This is a genomic window from Hominisplanchenecus murintestinalis (assembly GCF_943193015.1).
Taxonomy (GTDB): Bacteria; Bacillota; Clostridia; order Lachnospirales; family Lachnospiraceae; genus Hominisplanchenecus_A; species Hominisplanchenecus_A murintestinalis.
Genome location: NZ_CALPCM010000043.1, coordinates 1 through 19,860 on the forward strand (window position 1 = coordinate 1; position 19,860 = coordinate 19,860).

General features: G+C 43.8%; 17 protein-coding genes and 1 pseudogene. 16 read left to right on the forward strand and 2 right to left on the reverse strand.

Features of this window, described 5'->3' with window-relative positions; genetic code table 11:
* The first annotated feature begins 294 nt into the window (after positions 1–294).
* The 6 genes from NFR99_RS12310 (at position 295) to NFR99_RS12335 (ending at position 3,147) form a co-directional block, all read left to right on the forward strand.
* The gene (locus tag NFR99_RS12310) at positions 295–600 is read left to right on the forward strand and encodes a hypothetical protein (RefSeq protein ID WP_251353758.1); all 306 of its coding nucleotides are present in this window, start codon (positions 295–297) and stop codon (positions 598–600) included.
* A gap of 100 nt (positions 601–700) precedes the next feature.
* Entirely contained in the window at positions 701–1,264 is a 564-nt protein-coding gene (locus tag NFR99_RS12315) for a hypothetical protein (protein ID WP_251353759.1), read from the forward strand.
* Positions 1,265–1,303: 39 nt separating this feature from the next.
* Positions 1,304–1,495, forward strand: a complete 192-nt coding sequence (locus NFR99_RS12320) for a hypothetical protein (RefSeq protein WP_251353760.1) — start codon at positions 1,304–1,306, stop codon at positions 1,493–1,495.
* A 22-nt stretch (positions 1,496–1,517) separates the two neighbouring features.
* A complete protein-coding gene (locus NFR99_RS12325; protein WP_251353761.1) occupies positions 1,518–1,754 on the forward strand; it encodes a hypothetical protein in 237 nt (78 codons plus the stop codon).
* Positions 1,751–2,029 carry a hypothetical protein gene (locus NFR99_RS12330; protein WP_251353762.1) on the forward strand — a complete coding sequence of 93 codons (279 nt, stop codon included), beginning with the start codon at positions 1,751–1,753 and terminating at the stop codon, positions 2,027–2,029. The genes NFR99_RS12325 and NFR99_RS12330 overlap by 4 nt, the downstream gene beginning before the upstream one ends.
* Before the next feature lie 512 nt (positions 2,030–2,541).
* Positions 2,542–3,147 carry a DUF4120 domain-containing protein gene (locus tag NFR99_RS12335; RefSeq protein ID WP_251353763.1) on the forward strand — a complete coding sequence of 202 codons (606 nt, stop codon included), beginning with the start codon at positions 2,542–2,544 and terminating at the stop codon, positions 3,145–3,147.
* A gap of 82 nt (positions 3,148–3,229) precedes the next feature.
* Here the strand turns inward: NFR99_RS12335 and NFR99_RS12340 are convergent, their stop codons facing one another.
* Positions 3,230–3,619, reverse strand: coding sequence for a hypothetical protein (locus tag NFR99_RS12340; protein ID WP_251353764.1), 390 nt, complete (start codon positions 3,617–3,619; stop codon positions 3,230–3,232).
* A gap of 131 nt (positions 3,620–3,750) precedes the next feature.
* A complete protein-coding gene (locus NFR99_RS12345; RefSeq protein ID WP_251353765.1) occupies positions 3,751–4,008 on the reverse strand; it encodes a helix-turn-helix domain-containing protein in 258 nt (85 codons plus the stop codon).
* A 107-nt stretch (positions 4,009–4,115) separates the two neighbouring features.
* On the opposite strand from NFR99_RS12345, the gene NFR99_RS12350 reads away from it, so the two are divergent.
* From NFR99_RS12350 to NFR99_RS12395, 10 genes and pseudogenes are all read left to right on the forward strand, one after another.
* Entirely contained in the window at positions 4,116–5,252 is a 1,137-nt protein-coding gene (locus NFR99_RS12350; RefSeq protein WP_251353766.1) for an ATP-binding protein, read from the forward strand.
* A 1,589-nt stretch (positions 5,253–6,841) separates the two neighbouring features.
* Positions 6,842–11,569, forward strand: a pseudogene (locus NFR99_RS12355) (helicase-related protein); the annotation flags it as partial.
* Between the two features lie 97 nt (positions 11,570–11,666).
* Entirely contained in the window at positions 11,667–11,948 is a 282-nt protein-coding gene (locus tag NFR99_RS12360) for a hypothetical protein (protein WP_251353768.1), read from the forward strand.
* A gap of 36 nt (positions 11,949–11,984) precedes the next feature.
* Positions 11,985–13,022, forward strand: coding sequence for a Cas9 inhibitor AcrIIA9 family protein (locus NFR99_RS12365; RefSeq protein WP_251353769.1), 1,038 nt, complete (start codon positions 11,985–11,987; stop codon positions 13,020–13,022).
* Positions 13,023–15,017 (forward strand): PcfJ domain-containing protein, encoded by a 1,995-nt coding sequence (locus tag NFR99_RS12370; RefSeq protein ID WP_251353770.1) that lies wholly within the window; start codon positions 13,023–13,025, stop codon positions 15,015–15,017.
* 199 nt (positions 15,018–15,216) lie between these two features.
* Entirely contained in the window at positions 15,217–16,155 is a 939-nt protein-coding gene (locus NFR99_RS12375; RefSeq protein ID WP_016213404.1) for a hypothetical protein, read from the forward strand.
* 21 nt (positions 16,156–16,176) lie between these two features.
* Positions 16,177–16,488 carry a hypothetical protein gene (locus tag NFR99_RS12380; protein ID WP_251353771.1) on the forward strand — a complete coding sequence of 104 codons (312 nt, stop codon included), beginning with the start codon at positions 16,177–16,179 and terminating at the stop codon, positions 16,486–16,488.
* Between the two features lie 99 nt (positions 16,489–16,587).
* A complete protein-coding gene (locus NFR99_RS12385) occupies positions 16,588–17,178 on the forward strand; it encodes a hypothetical protein (protein ID WP_251353772.1) in 591 nt (196 codons plus the stop codon).
* A gap of 268 nt (positions 17,179–17,446) precedes the next feature.
* Entirely contained in the window at positions 17,447–17,863 is a 417-nt protein-coding gene (locus NFR99_RS12390; protein WP_251353773.1) for a single-stranded DNA-binding protein, read from the forward strand.
* A 71-nt stretch (positions 17,864–17,934) separates the two neighbouring features.
* Positions 17,935–19,242, forward strand: coding sequence for an AAA family ATPase (locus NFR99_RS12395; protein ID WP_251353774.1), 1,308 nt, complete (start codon positions 17,935–17,937; stop codon positions 19,240–19,242).
* The last annotated feature ends 618 nt before the right edge of the window (positions 19,243–19,860 follow it).

The window sequence follows — 19,860 nt, forward strand, 5'->3', positions numbered from 1 at the left end:
ATAAGAATTTCCATATCCTAATTCTTACCAAAAAGGAGCCATTTATTTCCAAAAACACAAACTTATTTACACTACCTCGTATGTACTCATATGCATCACCTCCCGTCTTCTGTGAAGTGAGGGAGGCTACCACCTTGTAACACGGCTGCTCTGGCACAGATTATAGCATATCTCACGCTGAACAGCAATCTGCTTTTTTCTACTCTTTGGATTTCTCCGTAAATACTTCCCCCATTAACAACAATAAAATATTCGGGTGCATTTTTTGAAATATAATACAGGAAGGAGAGGCAAATGAATAAGTTGATACAGGATTTAATTGAAAAAGGCATGGGGAATTTCATGGACAGGAGCAGGGATGCGTTAGCCTGGGCAGATGAAATCTATCTGAATGACATCAAAGATGAAAATGAACTGGCACAGCGTTATGAAAACCTTGACTTAACCAAAGTACAGAGAAAGGTAATCAATGATTATATGGCGTGTGCAACAACAGTCAATCACCGTTATGCCGATATTTCGTATATGTGTGGCATTAAGGATACGGTCATCATACTCGTTTCACTGGGGCTGATAAGGGGTGTTGAAGCTGAAGAATAATATATGCCATATGCCCTTAAAAAACGACTTTAGAGCCAGTCGTAAAAACAGGCTCTTTTTTGCTGCCAGAAAATATATCAGATGAAAGGGGAAGTCAATCATGGCGGAATTATGTGATTTAGTGGAAGTAGTGGAAAACAACATGGAATGCGTGGTATTGAAAGTGAAGAAGGGCGCAGGGATGCAGCTTATACGTCTGGGATGCTTTGACGGGGACGAAACCATGTTCAGGCTGACGAAGGGGAGCAGCCATACCTGCACCATGTTCCGTGACGGGAGGAAGCCCGTTTCATGGAGCTGGGGAGAATCAGGGCACACGCTGGTGTGTGACTCACTGCATAAATGCGGCCATATGGTAAAAAGATGCATTTCCGATGATTTCGGCATCTACATGGGAAAGGATGCGGGAAAGAGAATGCAGACGCTCCATGTCCGGTCACTGGAGGACATGAAGGGCAGAAAAGAGCATTACAAGCTGATGTGGTGGGAACACGACGAGGCCGTCTGCATCCATAAGAACGGAGAGTACCACATATGGGTAATGGGGCTGGAAAAGGCAAAGGAATATGTCAGCGGGAAGATTGCCGTTGAACACATATCGGATATATACCGTTCTCCGCAGACTGGATGCTATATCATGGATATAAAAGGCGCAAGAAAATAGATTCTAAAGTCAGGAATATAGCGAAAGGAGCGGCCAGGAATGGCAGATTACAAGATTTTATATTATGAAGTCTATGAGTTTCCGCAATGCCCAACAGACAGCGGCAGATACTACGGTAAAACCCCGGTATTGGAGCAGGCGGAAACTGTTATCAGAAATGCAAAGGAAAATGGCAAACTGCTCTTTATGAAAGCGGTTTGCAGTGATGGAAAGAAACGGTTTATGTTCTGACTGTAACGAAAGGAGCTGACGTATGGAACAAACAATCAGGGAGATAATTACACAGGCAGACGATGAAAGAAATTTTGATTTAATCCGCTGGGCGAAAGACATTCTGGACGAGTTTGCATCCGCCCATAACTGTCCTCCAGACTGGCAGTGCATAGGGGCGGGACTTGCAGGGGAGTACCCGGCGGATTCATGGGTGTATGAAAATCTGGAACTGTATAATTTTGTGGAAATCCGGGAAGGAGGCGAAAAACAAATATGAAGACCGGATTATTAGAAGTTATGGAACAGGTGACGATTTACTTCAAAGAGAACCTTCCCAAGTACACTGTTCTGAAAATCAGAAAGAAATCGTACCATCCTGACGATTCACATCTTTACATGGTAGCAGCTGAAAAAGACGATGGCACATACGCTGTCTGGACATGCTGGAACCAGAAGCTGAAAAGCCTGAACCATGGGCATTATGGCTTACAGAGCAAAGAAGACTGTGAAAAGGTAATGGACGGGTTTTATTACAGCGGAGATTCTGGATAAAGTGTAAGAAAGTTTGTAAGAGAATTTGTAAGAAAGTACAGGAATGGCATACAGAAAAAGCCTGGTATATGAGGGTTTTTAGCGGGTGTAAGAAAGTGTAGAAATGCCTGCTTTAAAACCCAATACAGGCAAGGGTTTTAAAGGGCGTAAGAATGTATGAAAGTTTTTCCAACCCTTATATATATAAAAAATATACATATACACATATATGATACACTTACATATTTTTTTCTATAATTGACTTAAAAAACTTTCATACATTCTTACAAGAGTGTGTTTCCCTTGATTTATAAGGCTTTTTGGCGTATGAAAGTATGTTTTAAGAGTCTTACAAACTTTCATACTTTCTTACATTTTCTTCTGTATGGTTCTGTAAGGAATCCCTCTTCTGTATGTTTGAAAAATGAATCGGAAATCCTGCTTTTTTATTTGTATAAAGTAATATGAAAACGGTTTGTGATTATAACAGCCCTGCGGCTGCGGGAGCATTAAAAAAAGGAGGCATTGCTATTATGAAAAGGAGAACCCTTGTGTATATGATATTCAGGGAGGATTATGTTGGCCTGCGGACGGTCAGCCGTTCCAAAAAATCCCCGCACAGATTCTATATCTCCCGGAATAAGCTGGAAGAGCTGGAGCATAAGCCGGAGGTTATCGCCTGTGATATCCATTCTTTTGCCGTACTGCGCCGGGACACCTATGCGGGAACCTTAGAGATTGCGTTCACCTGGCTTGGAGGCGATAAGAATAGCCTTTCCGGCTATCAGGATACCATTATCCTGCCCTATGATGAAATGGTGGAACATCTGCACGAAAGCGTATCAGAAAGTGGGCCTATCGTATGGAAAGTACTTTCGGTGGATAATTCCGCGACGCAGGCAAGGATTGTATTCAAAAGCAGGAAGAACTTACATGCAGCTTTGGGAAACGGCGTCATCCGGCGTAAACTTATCCGGTTCCTGCGTGACCAGTTCAGATGGGGAAACTCTGAAGAAATTGAGATTTACGATGACTTTATGCCGTACAGCTTTTTCTTCAGGGAAACCGGGATTTGCGGCGGGATAATCTTCCACGGACAGGAGGACATGGAAACCGCATATTACTTGATGCACATGTAAAAAAGGATATTGAGCATGCATCCTCTCCCTTTTGTTTCAGAGCGAAGGAAATAAATGGAGTATTTTGGGAGGTATTAATGAGTTAGTCCTTGATTTTTCTGTTTTCTAAATATGTATTTTTTAGAGCGTATCTTTTTTCGTGGACAATTTGATTAGGAGTAAAGGATAATATAAATTCATATGGATTTATGCACCTAATTTCTTCTAAGCGATAACTTATTTCTTTATATAGTAATTCATAATTGCGAAAATATTTATATTCTTCATTATCTATCATTTCTAATAATTGACAATACATTTCAAAACCTGCTTCTTCATCCAAATTATGTGATGTGTCAAATATTTCATCAAGTATTTTGTCAAATAAGTCTATAATTTTAGCTTTTAAAACTTTTCGTTCTGCAAAGGCAGAACTGTAATATTGTTTTTTATTATCTCTTTTGCTTTCGATTGTAACGGTCTCATTATCCATAAACTCAAATTCAAAAACTAAATCACATAAGTCTTTTAAGTAAATGGTAGGTGCAAGATGGTTGATAAAGGAACAAAACATAGCACTATAATTGTTTGACTGTTTACTTATAATAGATGCGCTTTCTTTGGTTAAGCCAGTAATATCATATATTGCTTGCTGTGAATTTTTTTGCAGTCTATTTCACCTAACAGATATGCAGTATCTACATCTAGCAATTCTGCAATTCTTTTTAATAAATCAAGAGGTGGGAGTTTTTCATTTTTGGTTCGCAAATAATTTTTCAATCCATTAAGAGAAATCCCTAGCTTTTCTGCAACATCTTCTTGAGTATATCCTTTTTCCTTATAACACTCCTTAAAACGTGTAGCAAAAATACGCTTATCCATACATTTCCTCCGATTTTATGTTAAATAGTGTTCTTTTAATACACATTGTAACATGATATACTATATTTGCAACAAATAATAATAATTCAGAGGATTTAACAATCCTTGTGCAGAAACTTAGAGAATTAGGTAGGGAAGGTTCTTATTGGGATTTTAAGAAAACCTATTCATCAAATAAGGCAGAACTGTTATTGGATATAATCTGTATGGCTAATAATCAGGAGGATAGGGATTCCTATATAATTTATGGAATTGAAGATTATACAATGAAAGTAGTCGGAGTAGAAAAGGATACCCATAGACTAAGATTAAATCAGTTATCACAATTTTTATCTGGAAAACACTTTTCTGTGTATGTTCCAGAGATTGATTTGCAGACAATTATATTAGAAGGACACGAGGTTGATGTATTGACGGTATTCAATACAAATCATACGCCATATTACATTGAAAATGATTTTGTTGATGGAGAAAAGAAAGTTATTCATGGCGAGATATATGTAAGATTGAATGATAGAAAAGCAGGCACAAGTGAGGCTGCGCCATATTCTTGTATAGAGCACCTTTGGAAAAAGCGATTTGGATTGGAGTTATCTATAATGCAGAGGTTGAATATGCGTCTGGAGGAATATGAACGGTGGCAGTTTGACTGGGGAAATAAAAAGTATGCATATCATATGGATTTTCCAGAGTTTCGTATGGAATTGGAGAATGATTTTCGGCAGGGATGGGTTCCGGCTACGGCATTTTATGCACATCCAGTTTTTTATTGGGCAAAGTTAAATATTCTCTATCATAATACTATCATTTATGAAACAAATATGTGGAGTTTTGATGAGTATAGGAGATATTTGCCAGAGGCAAAAGATACTGTGCCGAAATTCAAAACGGATTATTGGTATACTTATTATGACTTGAGCAAAATCGAAGGAAAACTTTTGAAGATTTTTACTCATGGGAAATGTAACATTTCTAGTCGGGAGGCAAACAGAAATCAAATACTGATATTCAAGGATAAAGAGGATAGAGAAGAATTTGAGATTTATTTTAAGGAACATTTTGAAGATTTTACTGATGAAGAAATTAAGGAAGAGTATCAATTTTATATACAAGAGGAGGATAGAAATGAATTGGGAGGTGGGGTTTATTCCGTTTTTCAAGTTGCCAAGACTGCTAAAATTTATGAGCAGTGGTGTGATGAAACCCATCGAAAATATTATGAAGAATGGAAATGGGAAATATGACATTAAATACAAAGTAATTTGTGAACAAGGGATGCCATTTTGAATGAAAAGGACTCTTGCATATGCGGCGGGATAATCCTACACGGTCAGGAAGATATGAAAACCGCATATTACTCGATGCACACGTAAAAAGTCCCTCTATAATATTTGCTACCCATATACCGCCATCATTAAGCTGTCTGCATACTGTAGGCAGCTTAAATTTTTTCTGCCTGCGGCAAAAAAGAGCGGGTGCGTATGCAGGAAATCTAATTGCCCGGCAACTCTGGGCATAACGATAAAAGGAGGGCTATCTAATGGCTACAAAATTACAGAACTACATACAGCTTGCAGGACAGACAGCGGCACAGGTTACGAAAAATCCCCAGAACTGGGTTGGCTTCTTAAATACGGTATCTAATGTGTACCGCTATACATTTCCTGACCAGCTGATGATTCATTCCCAGCGTCCAAAAGCTACGGCATGCGCTGAGTTTGACTTATGGACCAGGCGGATGAACCGGCATATCCGACGTGGCTCTAAGGGGATTGGTCTTGTCACTGTCCGTAACGGCTACCCTAAGATACGTTACGTCTTTGACATCGGGGATACGGAATTAAAGAGAAATTCGGCCAGCCTTTTCCAGTGGCGGTACAAACAAGAATACCGTGGCATTGTCACAAAGGCTCTGGAAGAACAGTTCGGCGTGTCCGGGGAGAAAGGCCTTGTGTATCAGCTTGAGATGATTGCCGTAAATATGGCAAACGGATACTGGGAGAACTTTCATAAAGACATTATGTATGAGTGTGAAGGGAGCTTTTTGGAAGAGTTGGAAGAGCCGGAGGTCAGTGTGGAATTCCGGCTGACTGCTGCGGCAAGCATTTCCTATGTACTCCTTGCCAGATGCGGCTTTCAGCCAGAGAAATATCTAAAAAGCAAAGATTTTCAGTATATCCCAGACTTTAACACACAAAGAATCATCAAGGTTCTCGGTGCTGCCGTCAGTGAATACAGCGAGCAGATGCTCAGAACGATTGCGGTCACTATCTATAACCACGAACATCAGATATCGACAGTTCAATACATCTCTCAGCCTGTACAGCCGCAGGGTAATGCCAGTGATGTGCAGCCATCAACGGCTCCTGCACAGGAACCAGATGAAGCCAAAGCAGATGCTGTTCAGGAAGATGCTACAAAAGAACCGGAGCTTGCCACTGCTGAAGCCACTCAGGAAGATGCTACAAAGGAGCCAGAGCCTGCCACTGCTGAAGTAACAGATACAGAAAACAGCATTCAAGATAACCCGGAATCCGAACATGCCAGTCAGGAGCCACAGCCTGTAAATTATCAGGTGGGCGATACCGTGTATCTGGAAGATACGGCCTACGAGATTACGAAAATTGACATGTATGATGTGCAGCTGCGTGACCCGTCGCAACGATACCCAATCTTCCGCGTGGAAAGCAAAGACCGTTTGAATGATATGCTGCAGCATGATTCACGCAACGCGAAGCAGTCTACGCCGGATACAGAAGAGCCAGTTTTCACGGAAACAGAAGTCGTTCAGGACACATCCGACGCACGGGAAGTATCTGTTCCTGTACCCTGTAATTTTACAATCACAGATGACCGTCTGGGCGAGGGTGGACCCAAAGCCAAGTTCCAAATGAATATAAAAGCCATCACTGTATTGAAGCAAATCGAATCCGAAGGCCGCACTGCCACGTTTGATGAACAGCAGATTTTATCTAAATATGTCGGCTGGGGCGGTGTCCCGGATGCATTCGAGCCGGACAAGACTGGCTGGGAAAAGGAATATCAGGAGCTTAAGGATATACTGACATCGGAAGAATACACATCTGCCAAAGCATCTGTCCTGAATGCCCATTACACCAACCCGGTTGTTATTAAGGCAATGTATCAGGCTGTCGGCAGTATAGGCTTTACATACGGCAATATTCTGGAGCCTGCCTGCGGCGTCGGAAACTTCTTCGGCTTATTGCCAGAAGAAATGTCCAAATCTAAGCTGTACGGCGTGGAGCTGGATGGCATCAGCGGACGCATTGCAAAGCTGCTGTACCCCAATGCCCGGATTGATATTACTGGCTATGAAAAGGCAGGCTTCCCGGATGATTTCTTTGACATTGCCATTGGCAACGTGCCATTCGGGCAGTATCAGGTCAACGACCTGGAATACAACAAGCTGGGCTTTTCTATTCATAATTACTTCCTGGCTAAGTCCCTTGATAAAGTGCGTCCCGGCGGCATCCTGGCGTTTATCACCACCCGTTACACAATGGATTCCAAGGATACAGACGTAAGGGAATATCTGGCTACAAAAGCGGACCTGCTTGGGGCTGTCCGTCTGCCTGACAACGCCTTTAAAGCGAACGCTAATACAGAAGTGGTGTCTGACATCCTGTTCTTACAGAAACGCGATACCCCAGCAGACGAAATCCCAGATTGGGTACATACTGAAGAGAATGCAGATGGATTTATTATCAATAATTATTTCCTCAATCATCCCGAAATGGTTCTGGGAACGCCTTCATCAGAAAGCACACAGTATGGCAGGCAGGATTATACAGTTGTTCCTGTTCCAGACGTTGGCCTTGCCACACAGCTCCAAAAGGCAATGGAATTTATTCGTGGGACCTACCAGAAAGCCGTGCCAGCAGAACCGGATAAAAGCACTCCGGCAGACACGCTCCCGGCTGACGACAGCGTGAAGAACTATTCTTTCACTCTGGTAGACGGCGAAGTGTACTACCGTGAGAATTCTATGATGAAGAAAGCCGAGCTGAACGCAACAGCCGAGCAACGTGTCAAAGGCATGATAAAACTGCGTGACTGCGTACACAGGCTGATTGCCCTGCAGATGGACGAATACACGCCTGACAGCGCCATCACGGCAAAGCAGGCAGAGTTAAACCAGTTATACGACGCTTACACCCGTAAATACGGCCTGATTAACAGCCGTGCGAACCGTCTGGCGTTTGAGCGGGATTCAAGCTATTATCTGCTCTGCTCCTTGGAAATCTTGGATGAAGACGGCAGGCTGGAACGCAAAGCGGATATGTTTACGAAACGCACTATCAAACAGCATAAGACAATCACCAGCGTAGACACGGCATCGGAAGCTCTGGTTGTATCCATTGGAGAACGCGCCAAAGTGGATTTGCTGTTTATGTCACAGCTGACCGGAAAAAGTGAATCCGAGCTGATTCGGGAATTACAGGGCGTAATCTATAAAGACCCAACGAATAATATTTGGCAGACAGCAGACGAATATCTGTCTGGCAATGTCCGTAAAAAGCTGCGGCAGGCACAAAAAGCAATGTCCACAGACCCGGCGTATAAAATTAACGTCAAGGCTCTGAAAGCTGCACAGCCAAAAGACCTTGACGCATCTGAGATTGAAGTACGTCTGGGCGCGACATGGATTGATAAATCTTATGTCCAGCAATTCATGTATGAAACCCTGAACACACCTGCTTACCTGCGTAATAGAATCACAGTAAATTACTCAACATTTACAGCGGAGTGGAGTATCACCAGCAAGAACGCCGTTCGGGATAACGATGTCGCAGCATACACGACATATGGTACTGACCGGGCAAATGCATATAAAATCCTTGAAGATTCCTTAAATCTCCGCGATGTGCGTATTTACGATACTGTAGAAGACGCAGACGGAAAGGAAAAACGTGTCCTGAACGCAAAACAGACAACCCTTGCCCAGCAGAAACAGCAGGCTTTAAAAGATGCATTCAAAGACTGGATATTCAAGGAGCCGGAACGCCGCCAGATGCTTGTCCATCACTATAACGAAACCATGAACAATACCCGCCCGCGTGAGTATGACGGCTCCCATATCGTATTCTCAGGCATCAACCCGGAAATAAAACTCCAGCCCCATCAGGTCAATGCGATTGCACATGTGCTGTATGGCGGGAATACTCTGCTTGCGCATGAAGTGGGGGCTGGGAAAACATTTGAAATGATTGCCGCCGCTATGGAGAGCAAACGCCTTGGGCTGTGTCATAAGTCAATATTCGTCGTCCCGAATCATCTTACAGAGCAGACTGCGGCTGAATTCTTAAGGCTGTACCCAGCTGCGAATATTCTGGTCACAACTAAAATGGATTTTGAAACCCGTAACCGTAAGAAATTCTGCGCCCGTATAGCCACAAGCGACATTGATGCAGTCATCATCGGGCATTCACAATTTGAGCGTATCCCGATAAGCATGGAACGCCAGGAACGCTTGATACGGGAACAGATTGACGAAATTACAGACGGCATCCGGGAAGTGAAAGCCAGCCATGGAGAACGCTTTACCATTAAGCAGCTGGAGCGTACCAAGAAAAGCCTGGAAGTGCGGCTTGAAAAGTTACAGGCAAATGGACGCAAGGACGATGTGGTCACGTTTGAAGAACTCGGCGTTGACATGATGTTCGTGGACGAATCGGACCTGTACAAAAATTTGTTCTTATACACCAAAATGCGCAACGTGGCTGGCCTGTCTACGGCAGATGCACAGAAAAGCTCCGATATGTTTGCAAAATGCCGTTATCTGGATGAAATCACGGGCGGCAGGGGCATTGTGTTCGCCACCGGAACCCCTATCAGCAACAGTATGACGGAAATGTATTCTATCCAGAGATACCTGCAATACGACCGCCTGCAGGAGATGGGCATGGGGCAGTTTGACAGCTGGGCTTCAAGGTTTGGAGAAACCACCACCGCCCTGGAATTGGCTCCGGAAGGCACTGGATACAGGGCACGTACACGTTTTGCCAAGTTCTTCAACCTGCCGGAACTAATGAATATGTTCAAAGAAATTGCGGATATAAAAACTGCAGACCAGCTTAACCTGCCTACGCCGGAAGTGGAATACCACAATATCGTATCAGAGCCAACAGAGTTTCAGCAGACCATGGTCAAAGCACTGTCTAAACGTGCAGAGAAAGTCCACGGCGGAATCGACCCGCATATTGATAATATGTTGCGTATCACATCAGACGGGCGGAAGCTGGGGCTTGACCAAAGAATTATTAACCCCATGCTGCCGGACGAGCCGGAAACGAAAGTGAATAAATGCGTGGCAAATATTTTAAAGATATGGAAAGAAGGCGATTCAGAAAAACTAACGCAGCTGGTGTTCTGCGACATTGCGACGCCATCTGGAAAACCAAATGACGGTTCTGAAGATGCTCCGTTTACAAATATCTATGACGACATCCGAAGAAAACTGATTTCTGGCGGCATGGCTCCAGAACAGGTTACCTTTATACATAGTGCCAAGACCGACATACAAAAGAAAGAGCTGTTCGCAAAAGTCCGCTCCGGACAGGTGCGTGTCTTAATCGGCTCCACCCAGAAGATGGGCGCCGGGACCAACGTACAGGACAGGCTCATAGCTTTACATGATTTGGATTGCCCCTGGCGCCCCCGTGACCTGATTCAAAGAAAAGGCAGAATCGAACGCAGGGGCAACCGAAACGCGAAAGTGCATGTGTTCCGGTATGTGACAAACGCGACATTCGATGCGTACCTCTGGCAGACGGTGGAAAATAAACAAAAGTTCATCAGCCAGATTATGACCAGCAAATCCCCTGTACGAAGCTGTGAAGACGTGGACGAAGCTACACTCTCATTCGCTGAGATAAAAGCATTGTGCGCTGGCGACCCACGCATTAAAGAACGTATGGATTTGGACGTGGAAGTGTCGCGTTTGAAGATTATGAAAGCCGACCACCAGAGCAAACAATACCGTCTGGAAGACAATGTGTTAAAACATTTCCCGGAGCAGATTCAACAGGCGCAAGGCTTTATTGCTGGCTTAACAGCCGATATACAGACTTTAAGCCAGCATCCCCGCCCAGCAGAAGGATTTGCCGGGATGGAGATACTGGGCGCAGCCTATACAGACAAGACGGATGCTGGGACAGCCCTGATGGATGCCATACAGGATGTGACAAGTGAAGAGCCAGTAACCATTGGCAGTTACCGGGGATTTGGCTTATACGTCAAATTCACCGGATTCACCCACAAACTGAGCCTGAAAGGAGCCATTGCCTACAATGTTGAGTTGGGAACGGATGCTCGCGGCAATCTGATACGAATTGACAATGCACTGGACAAAATCCCGGAACGTCTGGAAGATTATGAAACAACTCTGGCAAACCTGCTCCAGCAGCAGGAAGCCGCTAAATCAGAAATCAATAAGCCGTTCCAGTACGAAGAAGAGTTGCGCGTTAAGTCCGCACGTCTGGCAGAGCTGGATGCAGAGCTTAACATCGGCGGTGTATCCCAATCCGGGAGTGCAGCGTAATACTATGCTTTATGGACATCAATAGCCCCCATTTGGGGGCTACGGGTGCCTTAATAATAATATTCTGCCAGAGTACAGGCAGGGAATGGAGATTCATATGGAAAGGAAATTAAAGATTTTAAAAGCTGTCCTTCTGCTCCGTCGGGTAAACCGATGCCAGAGCAAAGAAGAACAGATTGCAGAAGCTGAAAAGCATTATACAGACAAACAGCTTGATGAATGGATTGAAATGCTGAAACATCCGGAAGATGAGCCAGAGTTCGATGAGGAGCCTGAATATCACAACGAAGAAATACAGCATTCATCCTGTACAGAGCGTGATTATTCCCCAAGCAATCCGTGGGATGCGCCCGGAATGTCTGTGCGGGATTTCATTTAACCAATCAACACATCAGTACAAAGGGAGGTATTGTATATGAGTTATTCTAATATGGCTGGACTGGATTTATTCACAGCTCCATTTCGCAGCGCACAGGCTTCCAGAACGGCTACGGCATCCCGTCCACAACAGCCTAAAGCTACAGCTTCACAGCCTAAATCTGCTGTTTCTCCGCAACAGCAGGCAAAATCAGCAGCTTCACAGCCTGTAAAGCCAAAAGCTCCGGCAATCCAGACACAGGAGCCTAATATTCCGCAAAAATCTGTTCCAACTGAAAAGGCTCCTACTGTACAGACGGGACAGGATAAATCCCCGCAGCCGGAAAAGAAATCGCAAGCAGAGGCACAGGCTCCTGCAAAAGAACTGCCATCTGCACAGGCACAATCAGAACCACCTGCAAAGGAACTGACAATGGATATGTCTGACCGCACTATCCCAGCAGGAAAGCCTCTGGATGCGTCAGAAGACGCTAAGAGAAAGGCTCATGAAGAAGCTGAGGCAAAACGCAGGGCAGAGTGGGAAGCCAAACAGTTTGCGAAAAAGCAGGAAAGGGAAGCTGCTCTTGAGAAAATTAAGAGCATGAGTGACGCTGACATAGTATCCGCATCCACAGAACGTGTCCGTGTAGATACAGAAAAACTCACCCGCCGCAACATGAAAGAATGTGTTTCTGAGCATATACAGAACCTGTGCCGCAAAGACCCTGCATTTGCCCGGCAGACTATGAATCCGAACAAATCTATGATTCATTGTTTCCATTATATCAACCGCATGGCAAAAGATTATCTCCAACAGGAAATGAAAGATAATGACATCAGGCCGGAAAATGGAGTTTACGGTGGCGATGTCCCAGACGATTTAGTATATCAATGGAGTATTGATTATTTCAATGACCCGGACGCACAGGAAGACCATGTGGAAGAAGAAAAGTTCACTCCACGTCCGTATGTCAATGCTGCATCCAAAGCCAAAGGGACTACAAAGTCTAAGAAAGCAGCTAAAAAGGAAACAGAGAAAAAGCAGGAACCGAAGAAAAATGATTACCAGCAAATGAGCTTACTGGGGGTGTCTTAAATGTTAAATAAAAGAGAATGCCGGAGATTCGCTGACACTGATTTAAAAATGGCACCAGGCAATGGGATTCTCCATGCAGGGCAGATTGACTATATCATCCGTACGGCAATAAAGATGATTGACCATCACAAAACACTGATACTGTATGTCTATTCCCGCACAGAGGCTGTACAGGGGAGCTTCCAGCCGTGCTGTACAGTCTTCCAGACGAAAGATGATTATATAACTCTGGTACGCCGGGAAGATGGCAGTACAGCATGGAGCACAGCGGCATTTATAAATTTAGGATACAGCTGGGATTTTCAAGATAAGTGCGCTTTTTACTCTGCAGCAGATGAAATGCGCCTCTGCAAGTATTTTAAAAGCAGTCCCGGCAGTGGGTTCAAACCACTGCTCAAAGCCCAGAATGACATACTGGAAAAGCGCAGACAGGAACGCCAGAGAATCCGTGAAAATACAATCATCAGCCGTATGTCTGGCGTGCCAGCCCTGCCCCGTGGGCTGAAAGGCTGGATTCATAAATCCGTCATGCCTGCGTATTTTTACTATGATTATAAGCGTGGCGGAAAGGATGTTCCCGGTGTATGCTCTGCATGCGGCCATGAAATACGATTATCTGGCGTAAAGCAGGGGAACAAAGCAGTTTGCCCACATTGCAAGCATGAGCTTATCATGAAGCCACGCTCCCGCCGTGGATGCTGTATGACAGACCGTGACACCTGCCAGGTCATCCAGAATGTCGGCAACGGCGAACTGGTGATACGGATTGTAAAAGTGTATTACACATACACAGATGACACGCCTGAAATAAATATTTACGAAAATGCCCGGCAGTTTATCCGGCAAAATGGCGGCGATGGGAAGATTGACTCTGAATGCTATTATTACCAGCATGGCAGCGGAATCCTGACGGACTGGAAGAAAGGAGAGCGTCCAGCTCTGTTCAGCCAATGGCAGTATAGTTTCGAGGCTGATACATGCGCCCATTTATACACCAGGAATCTTCCAGACGAACTAAATGGCACTGCATGGCAGTATTGCCCTATTGACGGCTATTACAGCCATTTCCGGGAACAGATGCAGTCGCTGCCATTTCTTGCCGCATATCTAAAGCATCCGCGTCTGGAGCATCTGGTGAAAACCGGATTCTATGAAATTGTAACAGACCTGGCATACCGCCATCATCCGGACTGCCTGGACGAAACAGAAAACCGGACACACCGGATACTGAGAGCAGCAGCCGAAGATGTGCAGTTCCTAAAGGAATTAAACGTAGATATATCCACATTGCAGATATTCCAAGGATATGTTGGATTGAAAGACCGACAAAAACTGCTCTTGTGGCAGCTGGAACATGAAGTAAACCGGGACGTCCTGCCAATCCTTGAGCATATGACGGTGCATAAATTTATCAGGTACATGGATAATCAATACGGATTCCTGCGTTTGCGGAAAAATCCTCATGGCGTGCTGCGGTACGAGGAGATGCAGGATTTGGTGTCAGAGTACAGGGATTATCTGGATATGTGCCATAAGCTGGGATACGACATGGAGAACAGCTTTGTCCTGTACCCGAAAGATTTACAGAAATCCCACGATAAAGCGGCCCGCCGGATAAAGCACAGGAAAGACGCTAAAATAAAATGTGACTTTATCGCTGTATACCAGAAGCTTTCCGGGCAGCTGGATTTTGAGAAAGACGGTTTGAAAATCGTGTATCCTGATACGCCGGATGATGTTATAAAAGAAGGGCATGCATTGCATCACTGCGTGGGCGGCTATGTGGAACGTGCGGCTAACAAAGAATGTGTCATACTGTTCCTGCGGAAAAGCTCTGACGAAGAAAAGCCATTTTATACGATTGAAGTCCAGGGACAAAAAGCGGTACAGGTACGGGGCACAGGAAACTGCAGCATGACGCCGGAAGTTGAGGCATTTATCACAGACTGGGAGCAGAGGGTGCTTAGCGCCCGGCTTCCGGCTGCTGCGGCATGATTCTGAATAATACCGCTTACAAAGTCGGTCAATGCTAAATTATATATAAATATAGTATGATTTTTCTGTAATTATCAAAACCACACTATAAGAGATACAAGATACCATAATGGCAGCTGATACAGAAATCAACTCTTTATGCGGCTGCCAAAACATGATATAATCAGAGTAAGGGAAGGCTGGAAAGGAGAGAATGCCAATGAGTGAGGTTAAACTGACGAATACGCCGTATGACGATGTGTTCCGTACATTATTAAATGACTGCAGCAGCTTGATTATTCCGGTGATTAACGAAGTGTTTCGTGAAAGATACTCTGGAAAGGAAAAGGTTATTTTCTCTTCCAATGAACATTTTCTGAACCAGCAAGGCGGAAATGAAGACGGACGGATTACAGACGCAAGCTTTATAATAGTAGGGCCGGAAACGAAAAAGTACCATTTGGAATGCCAGAGCAGCACAGATAATAGTATGTTGGTAAGGATGTTTGAATACGACACCCAGATTGCGCTTGATGAGGGAGAGATTAAGGGGAATATCCTTACTGTGACATTCCCGCATTCAGCAGTATTGTATTTAAGATGTAATGCTTCGACGCCGGATAAGTTAAAAATCAAGATGGTCACTCCCGGCGGAGGTGTTACTTATGGCATTCCTTTAATGAAGTCACAGCAGTACACGATAGAAGAGATATTTGATAAGAAGCTTCTGTTTTTAATCCCGTTCTATATATTTTCCCATGAGAAGAGGTTTGAGGAATATGAGAAAAATGGAGCAGAACTGGAGTCGTTAAAACAAGAATACGCAATGATAAAGACAAAGCTGGAAAAGCTAATGGAACAGGGAGATATTACTGAGTATGCAAAATGTACGATTTGTGATATGTCCAATAAGGTTCTGGAGCACATTGCTGTAAAATATGATTCAGTAAAGAAAGGAGTGCAATCAGTTATGGGCGGAAAGATATTAGAATATGAAGCGAAGACAATAATGAATCGGGGACGCGAAGAAGGACGCGAGGAAGGCATTACTGTTCTGGTATCTACACTGAAAGATATGGACGTACCTGTTCAGGTGATATTGGAAAAGCTACAGGAAAAATTCAATTTGAGTTTAGAAGCTGCTAAAAAGTATATTTAAAATTTGCTTCATACAGGAACTATGAATGATGTCAGCCCGGAACTGAAAGCGTTTTTAGATTATGTAGCCGGGAAGAAACCAGCAGACCCGTTCGTGGATGAACTGGAAGAGGCAGTGGAAAATGCCCGGAAAAACAGAGAATGGAGGCATGGGTATATGACATTGTTAATGCGTGACCAGGAAAATAGGGAAATAGGAGAAAAATATGGAGAGAACAAGATGGCCAACCTGATAATGTTACTAAATGAAGACGGCAGGCTATCTGATATTGTCAGAGTGTCGCAGGATGAAGGATACCGTCAGGAACTTTATAAGGAATATCATATCAGTTAGAAAGGAAAGTCACGGGCAAAGCATTACAAAATGTTTTGCCTTAAAATTTTCAATGTGGATGATTCACTAAAAAATGGAATGCAGATGGGAGCTGAGATTATGACATTGGAAATGCGGTATAGGGAAAAGAGGGAAGAAGGAAAAATTTATGGCATCATTAGCGCGTGCAGAGAATGCAATATTTCAGAAGAAAGAATTTTAAAAATATTACAGGAAAAAGAGGGATTGTCTGAAGAAAGTGCAATAGTGTACCTTGAAGAAGCAGAAGAAGCTATAAAAAGAATGAATGAGTACACGGCTTTTATGGACAAACTATGCAAAATAATATCAGATTTGAAGAAAATAAATGCAAGTGATGATACCATAATAGTGAAAATACAGGATGAATTTCATTTCACTAATGATGATGCAAAGTTTTATTATGAGTATGCTATGAAAAAAAAGGACTTTACTGGAAAACCAGGTGAAACGGCGCAGTCTGCCAAAAAGGATGGAGAATGGAGTCATGAGTATATGACGTTGCAGATGCATTATCAGGAAAAATATGAGCAGGGTGTGGAACAGGAAAAAATAGATTCTGCAGTGAGAATGATAGAAGACGGAGATTTGCCGTTGGAAAAAATCGCGATGTATTCCGGGCTTACGCTGGAACAAGTGCTTGAATTAGAAAAAGAACTGCAGCTGGCATAATGGTTACTCTCCAACCATGAATATTAAAACGCAAAATAGCTGTTCTGCAGGTTTTAATCTGTGCAGGACGGCTATTTTTCAGCTCAAAACAATACAGCCTAATAATGAAATGCCATAACATACAAATCCGTACAGTTGTGGCGTTTTTTATTTACAGTAATAAATTTGCAACATAAATATAAATGTGCTGACGCACCGGGAGAAAGTTTGAGAAAACAGTCAAAATCGGCTGTATTACAAAGAGAATATTTACAAAAAGGAGAAAAACATGAATAAGATTATATTGATTGGAAGACTTACCCGTGACCCTGAAATTCGTTACTCTACGAACGATAACAATACAGCGATTGCCCGATATACATTGGCAGTAAACCGTCCGTTCAGGAAAAACGGGGAGCAGCAGGCGGATTTTCTTCCCTGTATCGCATTTGGCAAAACCGCAGAGTTTGCTGAAAAATATCTTGCCAAAGGGATGCGCGTGGCCGTAGAGGGACGCATCCAGACTGGCAGCTATACCAACCAGGAAGGGCAGAAAATCTATACGACAGACGTTGTGGTGGAACGGCAGGAATTTCTGGAGAAAAGAGCCGATAACGGGCAGCCAGACTCTGGCGCTGCGGAAAGTTACGATGACAGATTTATGGATATCCCGGACGGGATTGACGAAGAGCTTCCATTCAATTAACAGATGACGCTTCCCAGCCTGCGGGCGGGAAGCGTTTTCAACTGTTGCACAGGAAAAGGAGAGGACTGTATATGACACACGATATGGCAAAGCAATTCTGGAAAGTATATATAGGAATGGCAGGCAAGAATGGTATGCATGCCAATATGTCTAACCCGGTGGATGATTTCAAGGCGCGTGCGCACGCCGGGGAATTTGATAAGCTCACAGATGACCAGTATTACCGGAAGGAAGCGGATGCAGAAGAGCTTTCTTCGTTCTGGCATTACAAGCCTTCGGAAACGGTTGGACAAATCCTGTTAAACGCCCTGGCAAAGACGGATATCTCCGATGTGGAAATTGACGACATTGCCGGAATTTTGGCGGATGCATCCGTAAGGACTGATTATTACACGGAAGAGCGTGAATGTGATGAAGGAATTATAAATGAAGACCTAGACTTTTCGCCAGTGGATGGGCCAACACCGTTTGATGGCGACGCAGGCTGGACGCCCCACAGCATCTATGATTATCTGGACCAGCACATATACGGGCAGGAAGCGGCGAAGCGGGCGGCCTCCATGCTTATGTACCACCATTTAAACGGCAACAGCCGAAACATCGTCATGGCAGGGGCCACAGGCTGCGGCAAAACCGAGATATGGCGCACCCTGTCGAAGAAATTTAACTTCATCCGCATTGTCAACGGGCCGCAGCTTACATGTGACGGCTGGAAAGGGAGTTACCATATAAAAGATATTTTCACAGGAGAAACAAAAGAAACGGCGGAATGCCTGGTTATCGTCATTGACGAAGCGGACAAGCTGTTTGAGCCGTCCATTGGCTCCGGTGGCACAGACTTTGGGCAGAAGATACAGAACGAGCTTTTGAAAATCATGGACGGGGATACGCTGGCTTTTGTGGATGAAGGCGACCGGAACAAAAAAATCACCGTTGACTGCTCCGGCATATCCCTTGTATTGTGCGGCAGCTTTGAGCGCATGCTTCAGGAGAGGACGGAAGCATCTGGGAGCATCGGCTTTTGCCAGCCGGAACGGGAAGAAAGCCGGATTGCCGAATGCAGTGAAGAAGATTTGATTCAGTACGGCAATGTGCGCCGGGAAATTGTGGGGCGCATAAACCAGATAGTTACCCTTAATGCACTGGGTGCGGAAGATTTTGAAGCCATCATGGAAAGCCCGGCCTCGCCCATACAGAAGATTGAACAATCGCACCATGTGTCCTTGACCGTGGATAAGGATACAAAGAGAAAGCTGGCTTCTGATGCTGAAAAAAGCGGCCTGGGATGCAGATACATACGCTCCAGACTGCAGTCCATGCTGGACGAGCAGATGTTCGATGAGCCGGATGCAAAGGAATACAGCCTGTGCTATGAATAAGAATGTGGTTACGGAAAAGACATATTGATTTTTATTACAATTTGCATAGGCTGAAAATACAGATAGAAAAAGGCATGGTTGAAAATGGAAGCATTTTTAACTATGCTTTTTTTTCGGGAATTGATATGCCAGTAAAATATAATTAAGGAAATGCCATGGAACATACAGCTTGAGTTGTAAGAAAGTGTAAGAAAGTTTGTAGGAAAATTTGTAAGAAAGTACAGGAATGGCATACAGAAAAAGCCTGGTTTATGAGGGTTTTTAAAGGGTGTAAGAAAGTGTAAAAATGCCTGCTTTAAAACCCAATACAGGCAAGGGTTTTAAGGGGTGTAAGAATGTATGAAAGTTTTTCCAACCCTTATATATATAAAAAAATATATATGATATTGGGGTCAAAACCATAAATAAATTTGCCCCTATTCCTATAGTACCTTGAAAAATTCATATTTTGTAGTATATTGCCGAACATTTGAGCATATATGTCGGGTATTCCCTGCCTTGTTTTATGCAAGTACTAGATTTTGGGCATAATGCCCTAAGTCCTTCACATAATTGAAGAGTTTTCGGAAATTCAACGCTGCTATTTTGGATCCGAAAAAGAACTTGCCACGCTGTTTC